The 17206-nt window shown below is 49.7% G+C and carries 21 protein-coding genes; 13 read left to right on the top strand and 8 right to left on the bottom strand.

Annotated elements, in window-relative coordinates:
- The first annotated feature begins 6 nt into the window (after positions 1–6).
- From OFAG_RS11975 to lysC, 9 genes are read left to right on the top strand one after another with little or no spacing between them, the layout of a single operon-like run.
- Positions 7–1062, top strand: coding sequence for a baseplate J/gp47 family protein (locus OFAG_RS11975; RefSeq protein WP_005875705.1), 1056 nt, complete (start codon positions 7–9; stop codon positions 1060–1062).
- Complete coding sequence (locus tag OFAG_RS11970) at positions 1053–1643, top strand: YmfQ family protein (protein ID WP_005875708.1); 591 nt, start codon at positions 1053–1055, stop codon at positions 1641–1643. The genes OFAG_RS11975 and OFAG_RS11970 overlap by 10 nt, the downstream gene beginning before the upstream one ends.
- Before the next feature lie 3 nt (positions 1644–1646).
- Positions 1647–2732: a phage tail protein gene (locus OFAG_RS11965; protein WP_005875710.1), complete on the top strand. Its 1086-nt coding sequence runs from the start codon at positions 1647–1649 to the stop codon at positions 2730–2732.
- Complete coding sequence (locus OFAG_RS11960; RefSeq protein ID WP_020995340.1) at positions 2729–3289, top strand: DUF4376 domain-containing protein; 561 nt, start codon at positions 2729–2731, stop codon at positions 3287–3289. Before OFAG_RS11965 ends, OFAG_RS11960 begins: the two co-directional genes overlap by 4 nt.
- Positions 3273–3518 (top strand): hypothetical protein, encoded by a 246-nt coding sequence (locus tag OFAG_RS11955; protein ID WP_020995339.1) that lies wholly within the window; start codon positions 3273–3275, stop codon positions 3516–3518. Before OFAG_RS11960 ends, OFAG_RS11955 begins: the two co-directional genes overlap by 17 nt.
- Entirely contained in the window at positions 3515–3913 is a 399-nt protein-coding gene (locus tag OFAG_RS11950) for a phage holin family protein (RefSeq protein ID WP_020995338.1), read from the top strand. The genes OFAG_RS11955 and OFAG_RS11950 overlap by 4 nt, the downstream gene beginning before the upstream one ends.
- Positions 3910–4353: a lysozyme gene (locus tag OFAG_RS11945; protein WP_005875716.1), complete on the top strand. Its 444-nt coding sequence runs from the start codon at positions 3910–3912 to the stop codon at positions 4351–4353. Before OFAG_RS11950 ends, OFAG_RS11945 begins: the two co-directional genes overlap by 4 nt.
- Positions 4346–4690, top strand: coding sequence for a DUF4094 domain-containing protein (locus OFAG_RS11940; RefSeq protein WP_040720632.1), 345 nt, complete (start codon positions 4346–4348; stop codon positions 4688–4690). Before OFAG_RS11945 ends, OFAG_RS11940 begins: the two co-directional genes overlap by 8 nt.
- Positions 4584–4835, top strand: a complete 252-nt coding sequence (gene lysC, locus OFAG_RS14570) for an Rz1-like lysis system protein LysC (RefSeq protein ID WP_020995337.1) — start codon at positions 4584–4586, stop codon at positions 4833–4835. Before OFAG_RS11940 ends, lysC begins: the two co-directional genes overlap by 107 nt.
- A gap of 434 nt (positions 4836–5269) precedes the next feature.
- Here the strand turns inward: lysC and OFAG_RS11935 are convergent, their stop codons facing one another.
- From OFAG_RS11935 to OFAG_RS14025, 4 genes are all read right to left on the bottom strand, one after another.
- Positions 5270–5569 (bottom strand): hypothetical protein, encoded by a 300-nt coding sequence (locus OFAG_RS11935; protein WP_020995336.1) that lies wholly within the window; start codon positions 5567–5569, stop codon positions 5270–5272.
- A 481-nt stretch (positions 5570–6050) separates the two neighbouring features.
- On the bottom strand, positions 6051–6209 hold the full coding sequence (locus tag OFAG_RS14030; RefSeq protein ID WP_155979210.1) for a hypothetical protein: 159 nt from the start codon (positions 6207–6209) through the stop codon (positions 6051–6053).
- Positions 6206–6556: a tyrosine-type recombinase/integrase gene (locus tag OFAG_RS14560; RefSeq protein ID WP_051347039.1), complete on the bottom strand. Its 351-nt coding sequence runs from the start codon at positions 6554–6556 to the stop codon at positions 6206–6208. Before OFAG_RS14560 ends, OFAG_RS14030 begins: the two co-directional genes overlap by 4 nt.
- Positions 6557–6710: 154 nt before the next feature.
- Positions 6711–6848 carry a hypothetical protein gene (locus tag OFAG_RS14025; protein WP_155979209.1) on the bottom strand — a complete coding sequence of 46 codons (138 nt, stop codon included), beginning with the start codon at positions 6846–6848 and terminating at the stop codon, positions 6711–6713.
- 463 nt (positions 6849–7311) lie between these two features.
- Here OFAG_RS14025 and OFAG_RS13585 point away from each other — a divergent pair, with 463 nt between their 5' ends.
- Both OFAG_RS13585 and OFAG_RS11920 read left to right on the top strand, forming a co-directional pair.
- A complete protein-coding gene (locus OFAG_RS13585; protein ID WP_020995335.1) occupies positions 7312–7464 on the top strand; it encodes a DUF1376 domain-containing protein in 153 nt (50 codons plus the stop codon).
- Positions 7461–7715 (top strand): hypothetical protein, encoded by a 255-nt coding sequence (locus OFAG_RS11920; RefSeq protein ID WP_040720627.1) that lies wholly within the window; start codon positions 7461–7463, stop codon positions 7713–7715. Before OFAG_RS13585 ends, OFAG_RS11920 begins: the two co-directional genes overlap by 4 nt.
- 1758 nt (positions 7716–9473) lie before the next feature.
- Here OFAG_RS11920 and OFAG_RS11905 read toward each other — a convergent pair.
- Positions 9474–10523 (bottom strand): mechanosensitive ion channel family protein, encoded by a 1050-nt coding sequence (locus OFAG_RS11905; protein ID WP_020995333.1) that lies wholly within the window; start codon positions 10521–10523, stop codon positions 9474–9476.
- A gap of 886 nt (positions 10524–11409) precedes the next feature.
- On the opposite strand from OFAG_RS11905, the gene OFAG_RS11890 reads away from it, so the two are divergent.
- Both OFAG_RS11890 and OFAG_RS11885 read left to right on the top strand, forming a co-directional pair.
- Positions 11410–11607, top strand: coding sequence for a hypothetical protein (locus OFAG_RS11890; RefSeq protein ID WP_040720614.1), 198 nt, complete (start codon positions 11410–11412; stop codon positions 11605–11607).
- A 265-nt stretch (positions 11608–11872) separates the two neighbouring features.
- Positions 11873–14104 carry a bifunctional alpha,alpha-trehalose-phosphate synthase (UDP-forming)/trehalose-phosphatase gene (locus OFAG_RS11885; protein WP_020995332.1) on the top strand — a complete coding sequence of 744 codons (2232 nt, stop codon included), beginning with the start codon at positions 11873–11875 and terminating at the stop codon, positions 14102–14104.
- A gap of 564 nt (positions 14105–14668) precedes the next feature.
- Here OFAG_RS11885 and OFAG_RS11880 read toward each other — a convergent pair.
- The 3 genes from OFAG_RS11880 to OFAG_RS11870 all read right to left on the bottom strand — a co-directional run bounded on the left by OFAG_RS11880 (position 14669) and on the right by OFAG_RS11870 (position 17103).
- On the bottom strand, positions 14669–15145 hold the full coding sequence (locus OFAG_RS11880) for a GNAT family N-acetyltransferase (protein ID WP_005875730.1): 477 nt from the start codon (positions 15143–15145) through the stop codon (positions 14669–14671).
- A 103-nt stretch (positions 15146–15248) separates the two neighbouring features.
- Complete coding sequence (locus tag OFAG_RS11875) at positions 15249–15602, bottom strand: hypothetical protein (RefSeq protein WP_005875732.1); 354 nt, start codon at positions 15600–15602, stop codon at positions 15249–15251.
- A gap of 115 nt (positions 15603–15717) precedes the next feature.
- Complete coding sequence (locus tag OFAG_RS11870; protein ID WP_005875734.1) at positions 15718–17103, bottom strand: DUF389 domain-containing protein; 1386 nt, start codon at positions 17101–17103, stop codon at positions 15718–15720.
- Between the last annotated feature and the right edge of the window lie 103 nt (positions 17104–17206).

Raw genomic sequence — 17206 nt, 5'->3', positions numbered from 1 at the left:
GACATTATGGCGTTTGATATACCCACTAAACAAACCCTGATAAACCGGATCGTCAACGATGTCATTTCAAGGAGGGGCGTCGATGCGGTATTGAGACGATCTGACGATGCCGTTTACAGCCGTGTCAATGCCGGCGCGTTTAACTCGCTGTATGGTCTGGCGCAAAATATTTCGAAAGAGATCAACGTTGCCACGGCTGTCTATACGCTTGACGACAAAGCCGGATTCTGGCTTCCGGCCGATCCGCGGCGTGAAGCCACGGCTGCGACCGGTCCGATCAGTGTAACCGGACGGATCGGTGACAAACTCGGAGCCGGAACCGAATTTATCGGGGTGACATCCAGCCATGTGTATGCCGTGGTTGCCGATGTCGTATTTGACAAAACAGACATGACTGTGACCGTCGAGGCAATCGAGGCGGGAGCTGGCGGCAATCTTGCCGCCGGTGAAATGCTCATGATCGGCACCCCGGTTGGCACTGTCGGTACGACGGCCGTAAGCGGCGGCATTCTGGGTGGAGCGGACCGGGAAACGGACGAGCATTTGCGTGAGCGAATACTCGAGCGGATGCGCAATCCGCCAAAAGGCGGTGACGACAACGATTACAAACGCTGGGCGAAAGAGGTGCCCGGTGTTACCCGGGTCTGGGTTTATCCCAATGAAATGGGGCCCGGGGCGGTCACGATCCGGTTTATGCGCGACGGTGACGTTGATCCGGTTCCGGGCGAGACCGAGATCGAAAAGGTCTATGACCACTTGTACGCGGTCTGTCCGGTTACAGTGCGCGAGAATTTGTACGTTGTGGCGCCGCTCAGGGACAACGTGGAGTTGAATATCGTGCTTTATCCAGATACCGATGCCGTCAGAAGCGCCATTGTGGCGTCAGTAACCGACTTTTTCGCATGTGAATCCGAGCCGGGCGGAACGCTGTACTGGTCGAGACTCGACGAAGCGATATCGTCAGCCAAGGGTGAATACACTCATAAACTGCTGAGTCCTGACGATGATATTACGGCAGCGAAAGGTCATATCAGCATGCTTGGAGATATCACATGGAGCTGACAGATGTCAGCGCTGACGATTACAGGCAGGTTTTGTACGCCCTGATGCCGCCGGGACCGGCATTTGCCGAGTCCGATCTTTTGCTTGATGGGCTGGCCGTCGAATTTGCCCGTTGCCATAACCGGATCGTTAGTCTGATTAAGGAATCGGATCCGCGGACAACCACTGAACTGCTGTCGGAGTGGGAGACCGATGCCGGTTTGCCCGATCCCTGCGACGAGGCACTCGGCATCGATACGCCGCTGTCCGAGCGACGGCGGATACTGTGCGCCAAACTGCTCTCGACCGGAGACCAGAGCGCCGCATATTACCAACAGGTTGCAGAAGAACTCGGGTACGACGTCGAGGTGCACGGTTACCGTCAGCACACGGTTGAAAGTCGTATCGACGAGCCGATCAACGGCCCGGAGTGGGTGTTCGCATTTGCTATTGTCGGGCCGGAGGAAACGATCCATTTGTCGAGCGTCGAGGACGAAGTCGATACACCGATCCGATGGTGGGGCAATCGCCGGCTTGAATGCAAGATCGACCGCATCAAACAGTCTCACACAATACCGATTTTTATTTATGGAGGAAAGTAATCGATGGACAGGGCATTTTTAGCAGATGTTTCGGAGATACCGCCGTCGCCACCGGAAACGCCGCTGATCGGCTATCCGCGAAACGGAGATCCGGCATCCGGCGTCAGGGCGACCAAACCAGGAGCATGGTGGTATCACATGATCGAAGAAGAGATTTTGAACGTCATTCGTGACGCCGGTCTGACGCCCGATCCGAAAAAAGTCGATCAGCTTGTCGAAGCGATTAACAAGCGTTCCGGTGTCCCGATCGGAACAGTCGAATATTTTGCAATGGCTACGCCGCCGGCGGGTTATCTGAAAGCGGACGGTGCGGCAGTGGGAAGAGCCACCTATCCTGATCTGTTTGCGGCGATTGGGACGACGTTCGGAGCCGGAGACGGGGAAACCACCTTCAACCTGCCGGACATGATCGGGCAGTTTGCCGAGGGGAGCGCGACACCGGGAGCGGTGAAAGAAGCGGGACTGCCGAATATTATCGGATCGATCTCGAATGTTGCATCCGGAGGTGCTAACGCATCGAGCGCTTCTGGGGCTCTATCAATCGCTGCGCGGTCTAATAACAACATGACGCCGGGATCCAGTGCCTATGGTCATACTTTTGCGTTAGCAATAAATGCCTCTGATTTCAACCCCATCTACGGTAAATCCAATACTGTCCAGCCTCCGGCATTGACGCTTTTGCCCTGTATCAAAGCTTTTGATGCGGCAGTCAATCCCGGACTGATTGACATAACGGAACTGGCCAACGAAATGGCTGGAAAAGTCGATAAAGTCATCAACGGCAAACGCATCGCTTATGTCATTGACAGCTACCGAAACGGCACAAATTGGTGGCGCCGATGGTCGGATGGATGGGTTGAGCAGGGCGGTAAGGCAAGTATCCCCGGCTCGGGTGGAGCTGACATCGTATTGTTGTTGCCTTTCTTAAATGCAGATTACTGTGTAACTGTCATCAATATTGATTTCCTCATTAGTGTAGTTCCGGGTCTCAATGGCAGAAAAATAACAGGATTTAATCTTGATTATGCATCGCCAGATGTTGTCGGCGATGTGCTTTGGAGTGCTTGTGGACAGGGAGCATCATCATGATCGGAAAAAAAATACAAAAACCGGTAACGGATTGGTCAAACTATACAACTGTAGCGCTTTGGTGCAACGCGCATAGGGCAATGATCGAAGACAAGGGTGACTGGTACGAAGTCGTTGCCTTGCCCGAACCACCGAAACCGACACTGGACGAAGCGAGAACCGGAAAGCTGGCCGAACTGAACGCCGCCTTTGCAACCGCATCAGGGCAAGCCCACTGCCGCTCTTCTCTCGGCTTTGAAATCAATGCCGACGAAATCGCCAACCGCAACATCGAAGGGCTGACCCTTGTCTTGCAACCGGGAGAAAGCACCTTGTTTCGTGCCTACGACAACAGCTTCCACAGTGTTACCCGCGAAGAGCTGGAGACGATGCGGCGTGAAATCGTGGTCAACAGCCAGTGGCTGTATCAGGCCAAGTGGGCCCTTGAGAAGCGGATTGCTGCGGCAGAAATGGCTGAGGTGCTGGAAGCCATCGCCCTCTCGCCGGAAGCGCTGGCGGAACAGACGGGGGTTTTGAGAGAAACCGCGGCAGGAGAAGACGATGGGCAGACGGAGTAGGCAAATCCCGATAGCGGTCGATCAGTTCGTGAACACGCTCTTCGGAGGCTGGGCGGACGAGACGATCTCCAGCGTGGCGTGGCGCAAGCGGTGTGAAAGCAAGGGCTGGGCCTTTCTCCGGGCGCTGATCGACACGCTGTTTTTCTGGCAGGACAACCATTGCCGGTCTGCTTGGGAATCCGAATTGTACCGGAAACAGCTGCCGCCGGAATTGAGGGGGAATCAATGATAGATGCCTTCTTTTTCCTGTTCGTAACACTGTGGCCGGTATTGGCACATGCCGTTACAGACAAATCACCGGAGCTGTACGGTGTCCTGACCTACACCTGGGTAATTGGAATCGCTGCGCTGGGTGGGGTTACATCCTTTGTAAGCAAAGTCCAAAGAGGCGAAGCGAGAGCGTACAACATCGTCGAGCTGATCGGCGAACTGTTCATATCAGCCTTTGCAGGCGTTATGACCTTTTACCTGTGCGAACTGATTGACTTGCCGCCGTTGGCGAGCGCCGCGTGTGTGGGGATTGTCGGGCATATGGGAAGCCGGGGCATGTTCGTACTGGAAAAAACCGTGGAACGGATACTGAAAGGCAAACTGAAACTGACGATTGAGGACAAAGAAAAATGACTGAGGCAGAAAAAGAAGCGAAAAAACTGATCGCGCAATACGAGGGATGCCGGTTGAAAGCGTACAAATGTCCAGCGGGGAAGTGGACAATCGGCTACGGCCACACCGAAGGCGTGAAGGAAGGGGATGTATGGACACAGGAGCGGGCCGATGCCGAACTGGTAATGGAAATCGATAAATACAGAGCGGCCGTGCTGAGAGTTTGTCCGACCTTGAAAGCAACGTCAAACCGACTGGGGGCGTGCATTTCATTGGCCCACAACATCGGAATCGGCAATTTTTCGGGATCATCGGTGGCGAAATACATTCGGAGAGGCGAATACCGTGCTGCGGCAGATGCATTCGGATTATGGGTTAATGCGGGCGGGAAAAAACTGCCCGGACTGGTGAGCCGGAGACAGGCGGAACAGACCGTTTTCAGAAGAGATGAAGATGTTTAAGAAGGGGTGGCTGGCGGTCGTTTGCCTGATTGCCGGATTTCTCGCTGGCTGTATCGTCACAAACTGGCGACTGTCTGCCTCCTATCAGCAAGAAAAAACAGAAGTAGTACAAACCAATGCCAACCATTTTGCTGACGCCAACAAGCAGATAAACGAAAGCGCCAAAGACTATATCGGGAAATCCGGAGAACTGGAAAAACAAATCGCCGAACTGAAAAAGGAGCTGGCCCATGCGAAAAAGAACCATCCTGTCCCTGCTGATTGCCGTCCTGATAGCGGCCGGTTGCGCGTCCTCAAAAATGCAGTACGTGCAGCAAACGCCACCGCTGGACAGTAGCCTTACCGCCGATTGTCCGCAGTTGCCAGAACCGCCGGAAGGGGATTATGACGAACTGACTGCATGGATGGTGGACGTGATCGGGATGTATGGGGATTGTGCTGCCCGGCACAGGGCAACCGTTAGAGCGTGGGGAACATTATGACAAACAGCCTGATACAGCACCATTGCAGAAAAACAAGGCTTTACTACCATGCAGGAGTTCGTAATCCACGGTTATTCGGCAGTGCGTATTTCCCTGAAAAAGGTATTGTATTGGCACACTCCCGCTTGGTTCAATGATGATATAGGTGTTAAAGTGTTGTATAAGTGTTTTGTTTTGAAGCGGAAGAAGGCAAAAGATCGGGAGACAAGGAGTGGATCCGGGCAGTCGATGAGGAGAGGAAGAGGACGCTTGCGGAGTTTGGGAGGGTAGAGGATACACAGGGGTTCTGAACCGTACAGCCACCGGCGGGCCTATTTCTTTGGAAGGTCTTGTATTATCCCACTCTCGTGCAACGGAATAATCATAAACACTTTTGCTGCATCTGACAATGGATGGATGTTACGGCTCAGACTATGAGGGTGGCAAGAAACCGATTACCCGCCCACAGTTTCGCACGGTCCTCCGCAGTCAATGTGATCACGACATACAGCGGGGGCCGCTTGCATTCTTCTTGATCTGATCAGATTATCCCTTGCGGCATTTTTTGCTGTCGTACAGTCGTCATGAGTATTTCCTATAGCGCTGCCCATCACGCGGTAGCCTTTCACGTTTTGGCATACATCAGGTGCCGTTTGCCGGACATGGCAATACCCATGCTGGTATTCAACCGCATAAAGATTTGCAGAAAACAGCATCACACTAAAGGCAGCCAGAAGTATTTTCAGGTTTTTCATTTGATATCTCCTTCACTTGTGAATAAGAGATTTCATTTTTATTCATTTTGCAAAGAAAAAAAATACGGCAAAATATGCAATTTATGCCTGTACTTATAAGAATGAGGGCTTGGGGGTAATGAAAAAGCCGGGGTTTTTACGCTCCTGCTTTTTGCATGTGCCAAATTGCAACTCAATCAAGCAATGCAGTTAACCGGCTGAACGGCCGTTTCTCCACGGGCTTGTCCACAGAAAAAGGGGATAAAACCATTTATCGCAGCAATGTCGCAGTATTTTCTGGGAAGCCAGTATTCGTGCGGTATAACGCGCGTTCGAATCCCCGTCCGTGCGGATAGCGGACTGCCCGTATCCGATTGTTGACCTGAATTCTATGGGGGCAATTATAGGGGCAATATTTTTAATTGAAATTTAAAAGTTTGTTATAAATCAGTATATTATTATTGTTATTAAAATCCCACCCTTCCGCCATAAAATCAATGAATTACAGTGATTTTTCCGGTGTTTGTAATTTTCCATGACTTTCCTGTTGTGACAAAATTGTGACAGATGATGCCAAAACATGGGCTGCAATTTCAGCGTTTTGTTTCATTTTTTGCGGTACAAGATGGACATCCGCTTGAGCATCCCGGCATTGCTTCATGCCCCATTTCCTGCCATTCTACAAGGACGCACCATTCTGAACGAGGGTTGATGCCTGTGTGTGCCGGTTGTCATGGAAACGGTAATATTGGATACCCGCCGTGTCAGGGTGTTCCTGCGAGCAATCGTGTTGATCTCGTTCGCCTTGCGACCTTTGTAGGTAAACACATGTGTCGCGTGTTTTACAAGTTGGGCAGCAGTGATCTTTAAAGCAACATCCGATAACCGTACTACATGGTCATTCCCGTTTTTCATCTCGCTTCCCGAAATGGACACAACCCCTTTCAGTAAATCAAGCTGGCTCCACCGAAGGTTCAGGATGTTACTTTTCCTCAGCCCTGTCAGCAAAGAAAATGCGATAACAGGCTGGCCATTTTTTCATGAGTGCGTTCACTTCTTCCGGTAAAAGATAGAGGACACATTTTTTGGGTTCTTTTTAAAGAGTAACTGCCTGAGCCTTATCGACCCATTCCCATATGCGCTCAGCGCGGTTAAAGAGGGATCACATAAATACCAGATAACGATTTGCGCGACTTGCTGACGATTCGGCTTTTTTCACTTTGTCGATCCTGACAATGGCCGCACGGGTTATACCGTCCAGATATTTGCCGCGCAGGGTAGGAATAAGGTATCCAGGCATCTGTGTGTCAGACTCAGTACTTTTATGGTTTCCTTTTTCCTTTAGCTAAAGCAGACCCATCTCATCCATGTATGGCCTGGTTTGGCAACAGGTTTTGCGATTTGCCATGATTCCTGTTTCAACGTGTCAGAAAACTCTTGTACCTTCTGCCAGTCGCTGGTAAAGGAAGGAAACCGGTCATCCTTACGAAGGGCGAGTGTCCCGTCATGACGGGCGCATTCGTTGTCTCCATTGACGAGCTTTATCGCTTCTTTTCCAGAAATTTTCCCCCGGTGCCTTTCGGAAACAGACAGGGGAAGATATCCGATTACGGTAGCGTGGTCTTTTTCCCTCAATCCTTCAGGCTTTCCCAATGTTAGGTTTGTTATCCGATTGCTGAAATCTCTTTAAATGTTTAATGGTATTAAGTGTATCGAGTATGCTGTTTTTAGTGTGTAAAGTATATCAATATGGAGAGGGGATAATGAGCGCTTATAAACATAGTATCAACAGTTACCAGAAGGAAACCGGACACTTGAATCTGATGGAACATGGTGCCTATCGGCTGATGCTGGACGCTTACTATGCGACTGAAAAACCCTTCCTCCGGATCGGGAAAAACTGTTTCGGCTGGTGAGAGCGTTTACACAGGCCGAGAAAAGTGCCGTCAATTCCATTGACGCCCAGTTCCGGGAAATGGTCGATGGCGGTCTGGTCAATCGTTTTGCTGCCGAGCAGCTCGAACAGGGTAGCAACAGGCCAAAATCAACCGGGAAATCGCCATTGCCCGCGAAGCGGCCAAGAAGAGGCGCTGAATCTCATGGGGAAATCCAGTCCGGAGAAAGAAGTAAAGGACCGGTTCCGGCAGCTGTACTGTATTTTCCCTGACGTCTTGAATATGACATTAACCAAGGTTTCCGCACGTTTTCACCGCTATAAGCTGTGGCGCTGCATTCTGCCCGCAGATTGAACGATGTTGTCAGGCCGGGATCGCTTTCCGGTACCTGCGAACCCGGCTGCAAAAGCTTGTCCGTAAGCGGGAATGAGCGCCAGTAGGGAAAAGGTCAAGAAGGCAGGGAGAAATATTATCAGCAATCGGTGTCCCGGTCGGGAAGCTGAATCCGATAAAATGAGAAAGCCGATCAATAATCTGAAAGCGTTCAGGATGGAGGAAATCATCTGCGCCATACCTGCAACATATCGGCAAGCGTTTGTTTTGCATTATACCGGTCGAGTTGCCATAAACGGTCGGATCAGAATTATAAAAACTCGCGATGCCGGGATGCGAATAATCCGAATAAATCATGTATGGTATTACAACCGAGTCAACCAGATCGCACGCATCGTTGCCCTGAAAGACGACATTTTCTAAATATTACCGATATCCCATGCAGTTTAAGTGATCCGGGAGCTCAAACGGAAAGCACAGGTCATGGATGACACATGTAAAAGACCCAGGCAAGGGAGGATTTTACCTTGAATGTTTTTGAAGAGAAAAAATGGAGGAATTAATTGTTTTGTTGTCGCTCGTTTTGGTAATGCCATCCGCTTTTGCTGAATAGGGAATGTGGCAGGTCTTCTTAAATCAATCAAGAAAATGTCCGGTGAGGACGGGCTTGCCGGCAGGGAAGGGTTTATGGAGTAATTTTCCAGTAAGTTTTGGTAAAGCAGGGAAACGTATAATACTTGAGGTTATGTCGGATGAATAGAAACACTATCCTCAGTCAGAATACACAAAGCGAGACATGCGGATATTTTCCCGTAGAAAGCAGGCGAAGCTGCACCGGCACATTTTTGTTAGTAGGGCCAGGCAAGCATCAGCAGGGTATTACTGATGATTTTCCAACTTTTGTTTTGGCTTTGTAAAAGGATACCTGCATGCTGTTTTTACCTGTTGGAAAATCCGGCTTATCTCAGTTGGATGTTCTTCTTAGGGAAAAAGGTTCAGAACATGGGGTGAAATATTTTGCCTAATGTATTCTGAGCAAAAAACGAAATTGATCGGGGTCGATAAACTGTAAGAACACATCTTTAAATTTACAGATGGTAAAAAATGCCATACATACATGATTTTCTTTTCTCGGTTTAGACTGGCAAAGACGCCGAATGCCGGGGATGGCGGCGATTCGTCAAGGCAACAAACGCGGTCAGTCGATTGCCCACGAAACGGGCACAGGCTGCAAGTCACTGTCCTGTTACATGAATTTCCGGTTTTCCCGGGATTTATCCACAGAAAAAGGGGATAAATCCTCTTCAGTCTGGCAGACATTTTTGGTTGTTTCATGCAAAAACCGGAAGGAAACACCGTTTTGAAAAAATTAACAATATCTGTCAATCGGCGCTTTCTCTATTTTTTAGGTAATGTGTCAGCTCAGAAGCGCAGCAGGCGCTTATAACTTGTCCAGAATCGGATATTCCGGTTTTCCCTGGAAAATCGGACTTTCATGGTCTTCTGAACGTCGGCAATTTTTCGTATTGAAAGTGTTTATACGGTACAAGTCATGGGTTTTTTATCGAGCTGTACATACCGCAAGACCGATGATCTACTTGTCATTCCGGTTTGGCGTGTGGATGAAAACAGTCGGGTTTTTCAGAAGGAATTGATGATTTCTGGCCTGTGGGCGGCAGCTTTGGAAAGCTGAAAGTTTATTTCGGCGGTTTCGTTTCCTGGTCAAGGATGACTTTCCGTGTCGGGTAAGCCAGATCCGAACCGTTTTTCTGGACGATATCGATGATCTGGAGATAGATATCTTCCTGTATTTCCAGCCATTCGCTCCAGACAGTGGTTTTGGTGAAGCAGTAAACCAGAATGTTGAGAGAAAAATCGCCGATTTGATCAAAGTTGACGACAAGGGATTGGCTCTGGTCGATTTTCTCGTTTTTTTGCAGCATGTCGCGGATCTGGCCGACAATGGTTTTGACCTTGCCGGCATCCTCGCAAAGAATGCCTATCGATGCATCAATACGCCAGTTCAGCATTCTGCCCGGGTTTTCCACCGAAATTGAGGAAAAGAGGTAATTGGGGACGTAAAGAGGGCGATTTTGAAAAGTCATGATTTTGGTTATGCGCCAGCCGATTTCCGTAACGGTTCCTTCTATCTGGCGATCCGGCGAGCGTATCCAGTCGCCGATATTGAAGGGACGGTCGAAATAAAGCATGACGCCTGAGAAAAGGTTGCTCAGGATTTCCCTGCCGGCCAGACCGATGGCAATACCGCCGATACCGCCGAAGGTCAACAGTCCCGACAAGCTCAGGCCGAATTGTTCTCCGAACAAAAGCACGATAGATGTCATGCAGGTCACTTTGATGACCCGGGTAATGAGTTGGGCCGAGGTGGCGTTTTTTCCGGTTTTGATCAAATGTTCCTGAAAATGATCGGCCAGACGGAACGTTTCCCGAATGGCAAGGGAAACAACAGCGATCAGAAACAGAAAATTGATTTCTTTCGGAGTAACTAGTGAAATACGATGGATTTCGATAAAACGCATCAGCAGCTTGCTGATTAAATAAAGAATGAAGAAAGCAATCAGGACGCGGGACAGATGTGCAGGAATATTATTTTGAAATCGTTTCAGACATAAAATCGCGAAAACGATCCCGAGCAGGGCCAGCAGCACCAGAATGGATACGATGTGCTGATTGGTTAATGTCATGGTGAAAAACGTTTTATCCAGTCCTGCCAGTTTATTTTCCATTTTACGATTCTGAAAATGTTGGATCGGAGTTTCTCCATCAGGCTGTTGAATGACGGGGTTGTATCCGGATGTGTCCGTCAAGTGGCAGGAACGGAACTTTTACCGGACTGTCGGATAGCATTTTATAAAGTAGATATGTCGACCAATTTATTTTTTGTTAAACCTTGCAGGAATGGGAAAACAGGGTTAAACCGGTTTTTCCGGAAGAGCTGTACCGTTTTGCCGGCAGAACGATACTGGCGGACCTGATAAACCTTGGCCGATATGCGATCCATCCGTTACCGATTGTGAAGGCCGGGGCACATCGAACTTTCAGGAAGACAAGGGAAGCGGGGAGGAAGCGCTTTCGCGAAACAGTAGTGGCAGGCAAATGGTTAAGGGTGAAAACGCATGAATAAACCGGTTTTCAGGGAAAAAGCGCCGGGAAACGCGTCCGGTCGCGTTTTGTCCGGCTACATCTGCCGAATCAGGTGTTATCCGGAACGGTCGCTGTCTTGATGTGACCGGAACGATTACCTCAGGGCGCAGATCAGGCAAGCCTTAAGCACCATTATGAAGGGGGCGCAGAAAACACTCGGCCTGTCATTTGTTATGGTTGCATTTCTGTCAGTGCAGGATGGCAGGGGTTTCGACGCGGCAAGGAAAGCGATGAGGGTTCGGTATTGGCGGTTCCTGTTATGGTCAGGATACGGGAGGCAGGGGGTGGTGGGAAGGAAAAAAGGATAAGGTGCTTTAATAACGGGGGTTTATGCTTTTTATTCAGACGGCGGCAGCCGTATGCCGGTGATACTGTCATACGGGAACTGGCTTTCGGGCGTTATCCTGAAGGCGTGTTTGTTCCTTCTGTCTCTCTGGGGGCAAGGAAGCAATTCCCGGAATTGTTTCTGTGAAAAATAAACGTTTTCTCCGGTTTATTCAGCTGGGCTGCCAACAGTTCCTTGTCGCAGCCAGTTCTTCAGCCTGTCCCTTTTCAGTTCCATTTTCGGTTTTTATCGCCGGTCTGTTTTCGTTAAATCATGTGCCGCACGGTATATCTTTGCCGTTTGATGTTTTTACAGGCATGACAGCAGGGAATGGGTTATAAAAACTTCTCGTTTCCGAATGGGTCTGTGTTTATGACCGATTTTGCATCCGGTGCAAATAATTCCGGTTACGCCTTGTTTTGGTACGGGCGGCAACCGGCCGCTTTTCCCTGAACGATTGTCGTTGTGAACTGTGGATTCATAGGGTAGACGGTTCACCGGTTTGTACGAGAAATATTGTCTCGGACTTTATCGCTTTTGGCAGCTTTGACTTCAAACTGATCTACTATGCGGGCCCTGTTGAAATGAATAAGGGTGAAGAATTTTATGAAATGTGTCATCGTTTCCAACCGCCTTCCCGTAACCGTCGTGGAAAAAGACGGCAAAATGGAATTTGCCCGCAGCAGTGGCGGATTGGCGACGGGTCTTGATTCGCTGAAAGTGCCTGGAGAAAAACACTGGTTGGGCTGGGCAGGCTGGCAAGCTGTCCCGGCGGAAAGACGCAAAATCAGGGCACGCCTGAAAAAGCTCGGTCTCTATCCGGTTTTTCTGACTCCTGAACATATCCATAATTATTACGAAGGTTATTCCAACAGTACTTTATGGCCTCTGTGCCATTATTTTCTGAATTACATGTCCTGCAACAAGGACTACTGGCGCAGTTACTGCGAAGTTAACGAACTGTTTTGCCGGGAAGCCATGAAGATTATCGAGCCCGGCGATCAGGTATGGATACACGATTATCAACTGATGCTTTTACCGGGTATGATCAGGGCACGTTGCCCGGAAGTCAGCATCGGTTATTTTCATCATATTCCTTTCCCTTCTTATGAAATGTTCCGCTATTTGCCGGAACGCGAAGAAATATTGCGCGGTTTGCTGGGTGCGGATCTGATTGGTTTTCATGTCCACAATTACATGCGCCATTTCATCAGTACCGTTTATCGCGTTCTGGGCATGGAATGCCGGCTGGACGAAGTGATTCTCGACAATCGGGCGGTTCGTATCGACGCTTTTCCGATGGGCATCAATTACGATTTGTATCACGGTGTGTCGGATTTGCCCGATGTATGCGAAAAGGCGGACGAATTGCGGCGTCTGGCGGGTGACAGCAAGATCGTTTTATCGGTTGACCGTCTGGACTATTCGAAGGGACTTTTGCCGCGTCTGGAAGCATATGCGTCTTTTCTGAAGAATCATCCCGAATATCGGGAAAAAGTGACAATGATCATGATCGTGGTCCCGTCACGGGACAAGGTCGATATTTACGCCGGGCTGAAAACCCGTATCGACGAACTGGTTGGCGCCATCAATGGCGCACACGCTACGGTGAACTGGAACCCTGTCCACTATTTTTACCGCTGTTTCGATTTCGAGGAACTGGCCGCCGTTTACAGTATTGCGGATATTGCGCTGGTAACGCCGATTCGGGACGGCATGAATCTGGTGGCAAAAGAATACCTTGCGGCAAAACGGGACAAACCGGGTGTGCTGATTTTAAGCGAAATGGCAGGAGCCGCTGCCGATCTGGATCAGGCTATCAGCGTCAATCCTGCAGACCGGTGGCAGATAGAAGAGGCGCTTTTGAAAGCGCTGAAAATGACGGTCAAACAGCAGAAAAACGCGCTTGCCGTCATGCAGCAGAGTCTGGCGCGTAAAAATGTGGCATGCTGGGCCAACGACTTCATGGGCGAATTGCGGCAAGTGACGGAACGCAATCTCGAAATGAACCGGAAGGTGGTGGATGAAGACGGGCTGAAAAATATCCTCACGGATTACCGGGAAGCAAACAGGCGGCTTTTGGTACTGGATTTTGACGGTACGCTGGTGCCTTTGAGCAAAAATCACGCACAGGTAAAACCTGGCCGGAAATTGATGAACATTCTGAAATGTCTGGCCGCCGATTCTGCCAATACGGTAGAAATATGCAGCGGCCGCGATGCCGCATCGCTGGAACGCTGGCTTGGGCATTTGCCGATAGGACTGGCGGCAGAGCATGGGGCTTTTTTCAAGGAAAAGGGCGTTTGGCAGCGTTGTTACGAGGAGACGGCCTGGGACGCGGAAATTCTCGCCCTGCTCGAAAATATCACTCATAAAACACCCCGTTCCGAAATCGAAATCAAAAAAACGGCGCTGGTATGGCATTACCGGCAAGTGGACAACTGGCTGGCGGAGTTGAGGATCAACCAGTTGATAAATGCATTGATGGCGCCCTGTGCGCGATTGGGTTTGTCGCTGATGAGAGGCAACAAGATTATCGAAATAAAGCCGGCAGCTTACAATAAGGGTACGGAAATTCGTCGTTTGCTGGAAAAAAACGCATACGATTTTATGCTGGCAATCGGTGACGATACGACAGACGAAGACATGTTCGCGGCGCTGCCTCCCGGGGCGGTGACGATTCAGGTCGGCTGTTTTACTGATAAAACGAAATATACGTTAAGCGGCCAGAAAGATGTGTTGCCCCTTCTGGCGGCGCTGGGCAAAAGCGGTATGTACCGGAAACGGGACCGTTCGTTGTTTAATCCGGTTTTTTCCAGAGTGTCGGTTCGCCTTTAAACGCGACATCAGAAGCAAGCCATTTTCTTTTTGGAGATCGTTTAGCGGCCAGCAGGCAATTGCCGGGCACCGCTTGTGTGACTTTCTCGGCGGGCGCGCTAAAGGGCGTGCATTTCCCGGCACAGCAATATTGCCATGAAACCTTTTCCCATTGTGTCGTCCAGCTTGGAAGGAAACTGTCTGAAGAGCCAGTTATTTCCTGTGTTTTGGGCATACTGACGTTTTGAGCGGTTGCCCGGCTATGTCCGATACTCGCATCGAAAGAAAAGGAGTGTTCAGAAAAGAAAACGGAAAGCGGGGGAAATAAAGCCGGACGGTGAAAAACCGTTCAGTACGAGGCGAAAAGGGAAGAGCGCTTTTCCCGATGCGAACGTTTTGAAGTCTTTTCCCATAATGCCCTTATCCCGTACGGTCGTCCGGTCGAAAGAAGGAGAGGCGACAGGTTTTTACGCATTTTTCCGGAGACCGGCTGTCCGGGCTGGAAAAAAGGACGGCAAGGATTGGACAGACCGATAACGCTGGCCGAACCGTCGCCGGATGTGAAGACTGGCCGTGACGGCCAGCTTATTCAAGCGGCATGACGTATTTCATTTTGTAACGGCCGGTATCGGCGAACTCTTCCCTGATGCCCTTAAAAACGAAGCCGTGTTTTTCATAAAAGTTTCTCGCCTGAACGTTTTTTTCGAGTACCCAAAGGTAAACGTCCGAGCAATGATTTTTTCGCGCTTCATCGACGAGGGAGGCAAGGATTTTGCCGCCGATGCCGTTGTGCTGGAAAAAGGGATCGACAAACAGTTCACACAGTTTTACCGTTTTTCCGGCGAATTGCCTTTTCATCATTGCCCTGACGATTCCATCGTCGTAAACGAAAACACCGTCCAGTCCATCAGGTTTTTTCAGGTTTTCCGCTTCGGTCAATACTTGCATGATATTGAAGGAAACCTTGTCGTCCTCGAAAATCGGCCGGTAAGAAACCCTTTTTGCAAATATCAGGATTTCCGCAATTCTGGAAATATCTTTTTCGCTGGCTTTTCTTAACATGTGTCTGGTACTGAAAACAGGGATGTCGCGGCCGGGTGACCGGAGACGGACGGCATGCCTTGTCGCCGTTTCCGGCAGCCTCTGCTCTTGCTTTGGACGGTTTTTATCGAGCGGCGTCAAAAGCGTCCACGACGGCTTTGACGGCAGCCAGCTCTTGTGGCCATTCTTTTTCCGGCGCAGCGTTTTCTTCGGGTTTTTTCCAGCCTTTCCCGGACCGAAGCATGTCCAGCTGAATGTCCAGATTGCTTAGCAGATTGGCAAGCTGGAAAAGTTTTTCTCCCGGAGTCTGCGCCTCTTTGTCGAAATCTTCTTTCCATACGATCAGAAAGACATTCAGGTCTTTCTTCTCCATGCTTCCCTGCATGTTTTCCCAGTTGGCGGCATATTCCGCCAATGCAGCGGCAATCCGTTTTTTTGCCAGTTCCGTTTTTGCGGAGAGATTTTTATTGTGGTTCATGGACAATCCTTCAAGAAATGTTGGGTCTGCCGGGTAAACGGACTATCCTGTCCGGGAGCGCAGTTTAAACCATCGGGCCGCTCCGGGCCAACCCGTTTTGTTGCATTTTGCGATTTCAGCGATTGACAAAAATAACTTCTATTTCCGCAGTCTGAAAACGGAATTTGAGCCATTTTTCGATTTTCGTTCGACTGTCTTTTGCCAGGTTTTTTTTGCTGACGATAATGACAGTGGGAATCTGGTCGATGTTTTTTTCATTTTCCCGGGAAACGTAGGCGTCTGCAAAAAACAGTTCGTGGATTTGGGGATACTGAATGTAAATTTCTTGCGCAATACCCGCGTACATATTTTCCTTCTCTTCTTTCACTTTTTGTTCGGCGGATTCTGCATTTTCCTGAAGGGTTTGCAATATCTGTTCTTTCTTTTCCACTTCGGCACGGTTTTCTTCCAGAATATCCCTGGCGAGCGCCGTTTTCATGGCATTGATGTCTTCCTGATGCATGCCGACCTGCTTGAAGACCAATCTGGTGCCGGCCAGTCCATATTCCGGCAGGCTGTTTTCAATTTCAGCGATGGTTTTTTCGTCCAGTGGCTTGCCGACCAGAACAATGTCAATGGTTTTGTTTTTATAGGACGATTTGAAATCGATGGGAAAGGTCTTGCTGAAAACCAGTTCTTTATTGACGAAGCGGGAGACATCGCGTTCGAAAACCTGTTTGTGCACAAAATTGACGGCGATGAAAACGCTCGGAACAAAACTGACAAAAACAACGGAAACCAGAAACAGCCTGATTCTGAGTTGAAGTTTTTCGTCGATTTCGCGCCGGGCAATCGGTCTGATAAACCAGACGATAAGAATGGATGAGACCGCGATGTAAATGCAGTTCAGAAGGTACAGGTACGAGGCGCCCAGAAAGTAGGCGACATTGCCGTTTACAAAACCGTAAGCTGCCGTGCATATCGGCGGCATCAGGGCAGTGGCGATGGCGACGCCCGGAATGACGTTGGATTTTTCCTTGCGCGTTGCACCGATGATGCCGGCCATACCGCCGAACAGGGCGATGAGCAAATCCCATATGTTGGGCGAGGTCCGGGCGAGCAGTTCCGATTGGGCCCCGCTAAGTGGCGTAATGTAGAAATACAGGGCGGACGTGATGAAGCTGATAACGGTTGCGATCGCCAGGTTTTTGAAAGCCTTGTGTATCAGACGGAAATCATAAATGCCGACGCCGTAACCGATGCCCATAATCGGGCCCATGAGCGGCGAGATCAGCATGGCGCCGATGATGACCGCCGTTGAATTGATGTTCAGTCCGATGGAAGCGATCAGGATGGCGCACATCAATATCCACAGGTAGGTTCCGTTCAGTTCGACCCCTTCCCGGATGTTCTTGTCGATTTCGCAATCGTCAGCCTGATCCACGCGCAGGCTGAAGCGCACAATAAGGGCTTTTTTTATGCGCGTGAGCAGACGATCGACGTCAGAAGTGATGGGATCCATTTTTGAGCTGTTATCCGATTCCGGAAGAAACCTGTGTATTGGGAGTGCCTCATGAGGCACACTCCGTAACGATACGGTCATACCGGCCGGGATGGTTTTGACA

This window comes from Oxalobacter paraformigenes, from assembly GCF_000158475.2.
Taxonomy (GTDB): domain Bacteria; phylum Pseudomonadota; class Gammaproteobacteria; order Burkholderiales; family Burkholderiaceae_D; genus Oxalobacter; species Oxalobacter paraformigenes.
This window is presented reverse-complemented; position numbering and strand designations above follow the sequence as displayed.

Bases quoted from the DNA above. Each gene is read 5' to 3' on its own strand.
- OFAG_RS11975 (WP_005875705.1), top strand. From the start codon at position 7: ATGGCGTTTGATATACCCACTAAACAAACCCTGATAAACCGGATCGTC.
- OFAG_RS11970 (WP_005875708.1), top strand. From the start codon at position 1,053: ATGGAGCTGACAGATGTCAGCGCTGACGATTACAGGCAGGTTTTGTAC.
- OFAG_RS11965 (WP_005875710.1), top strand. From the start codon at position 1,647: ATGGACAGGGCATTTTTAGCAGATGTTTCGGAGATACCGCCGTCGCCA.
- OFAG_RS11960 (WP_020995340.1), top strand. From the start codon at position 2,729: ATGATCGGAAAAAAAATACAAAAACCGGTAACGGATTGGTCAAACTAT.
- OFAG_RS11955 (WP_020995339.1), top strand. From the start codon at position 3,273: ATGGGCAGACGGAGTAGGCAAATCCCGATAGCGGTCGATCAGTTCGTG.
- OFAG_RS11950 (WP_020995338.1), top strand. From the start codon at position 3,515: ATGATAGATGCCTTCTTTTTCCTGTTCGTAACACTGTGGCCGGTATTG.
- OFAG_RS11945 (WP_005875716.1), top strand. From the start codon at position 3,910: ATGACTGAGGCAGAAAAAGAAGCGAAAAAACTGATCGCGCAATACGAG.
- OFAG_RS11940 (WP_040720632.1), top strand. From the start codon at position 4,346: ATGTTTAAGAAGGGGTGGCTGGCGGTCGTTTGCCTGATTGCCGGATTT.
- lysC (WP_020995337.1), top strand. From the start codon at position 4,584: ATGCGAAAAAGAACCATCCTGTCCCTGCTGATTGCCGTCCTGATAGCG.
- OFAG_RS11935 (WP_020995336.1), bottom strand. From the start codon at position 5,569: ATGAAAAACCTGAAAATACTTCTGGCTGCCTTTAGTGTGATGCTGTTT.
- OFAG_RS14030 (WP_155979210.1), bottom strand. From the start codon at position 6,209: ATGAAGCAATGCCGGGATGCTCAAGCGGATGTCCATCTTGTACCGCAA.
- OFAG_RS14025 (WP_155979209.1), bottom strand. From the start codon at position 6,848: ATGCCTGGATACCTTATTCCTACCCTGCGCGGCAAATATCTGGACGGT.
- OFAG_RS13585 (WP_020995335.1), top strand. From the start codon at position 7,312: ATGAGCGCTTATAAACATAGTATCAACAGTTACCAGAAGGAAACCGGA.
- OFAG_RS11905 (WP_020995333.1), bottom strand. From the start codon at position 10,523: ATGGAAAATAAACTGGCAGGACTGGATAAAACGTTTTTCACCATGACA.
- OFAG_RS11885 (WP_020995332.1), top strand. From the start codon at position 11,873: ATGAAATGTGTCATCGTTTCCAACCGCCTTCCCGTAACCGTCGTGGAA.
- OFAG_RS11880 (WP_005875730.1), bottom strand. From the start codon at position 15,145: ATGTTAAGAAAAGCCAGCGAAAAAGATATTTCCAGAATTGCGGAAATC.
- OFAG_RS11875 (WP_005875732.1), bottom strand. From the start codon at position 15,602: ATGAACCACAATAAAAATCTCTCCGCAAAAACGGAACTGGCAAAAAAA.
- OFAG_RS11870 (WP_005875734.1), bottom strand. From the start codon at position 17,103: ATGGATCCCATCACTTCTGACGTCGATCGTCTGCTCACGCGCATAAAA.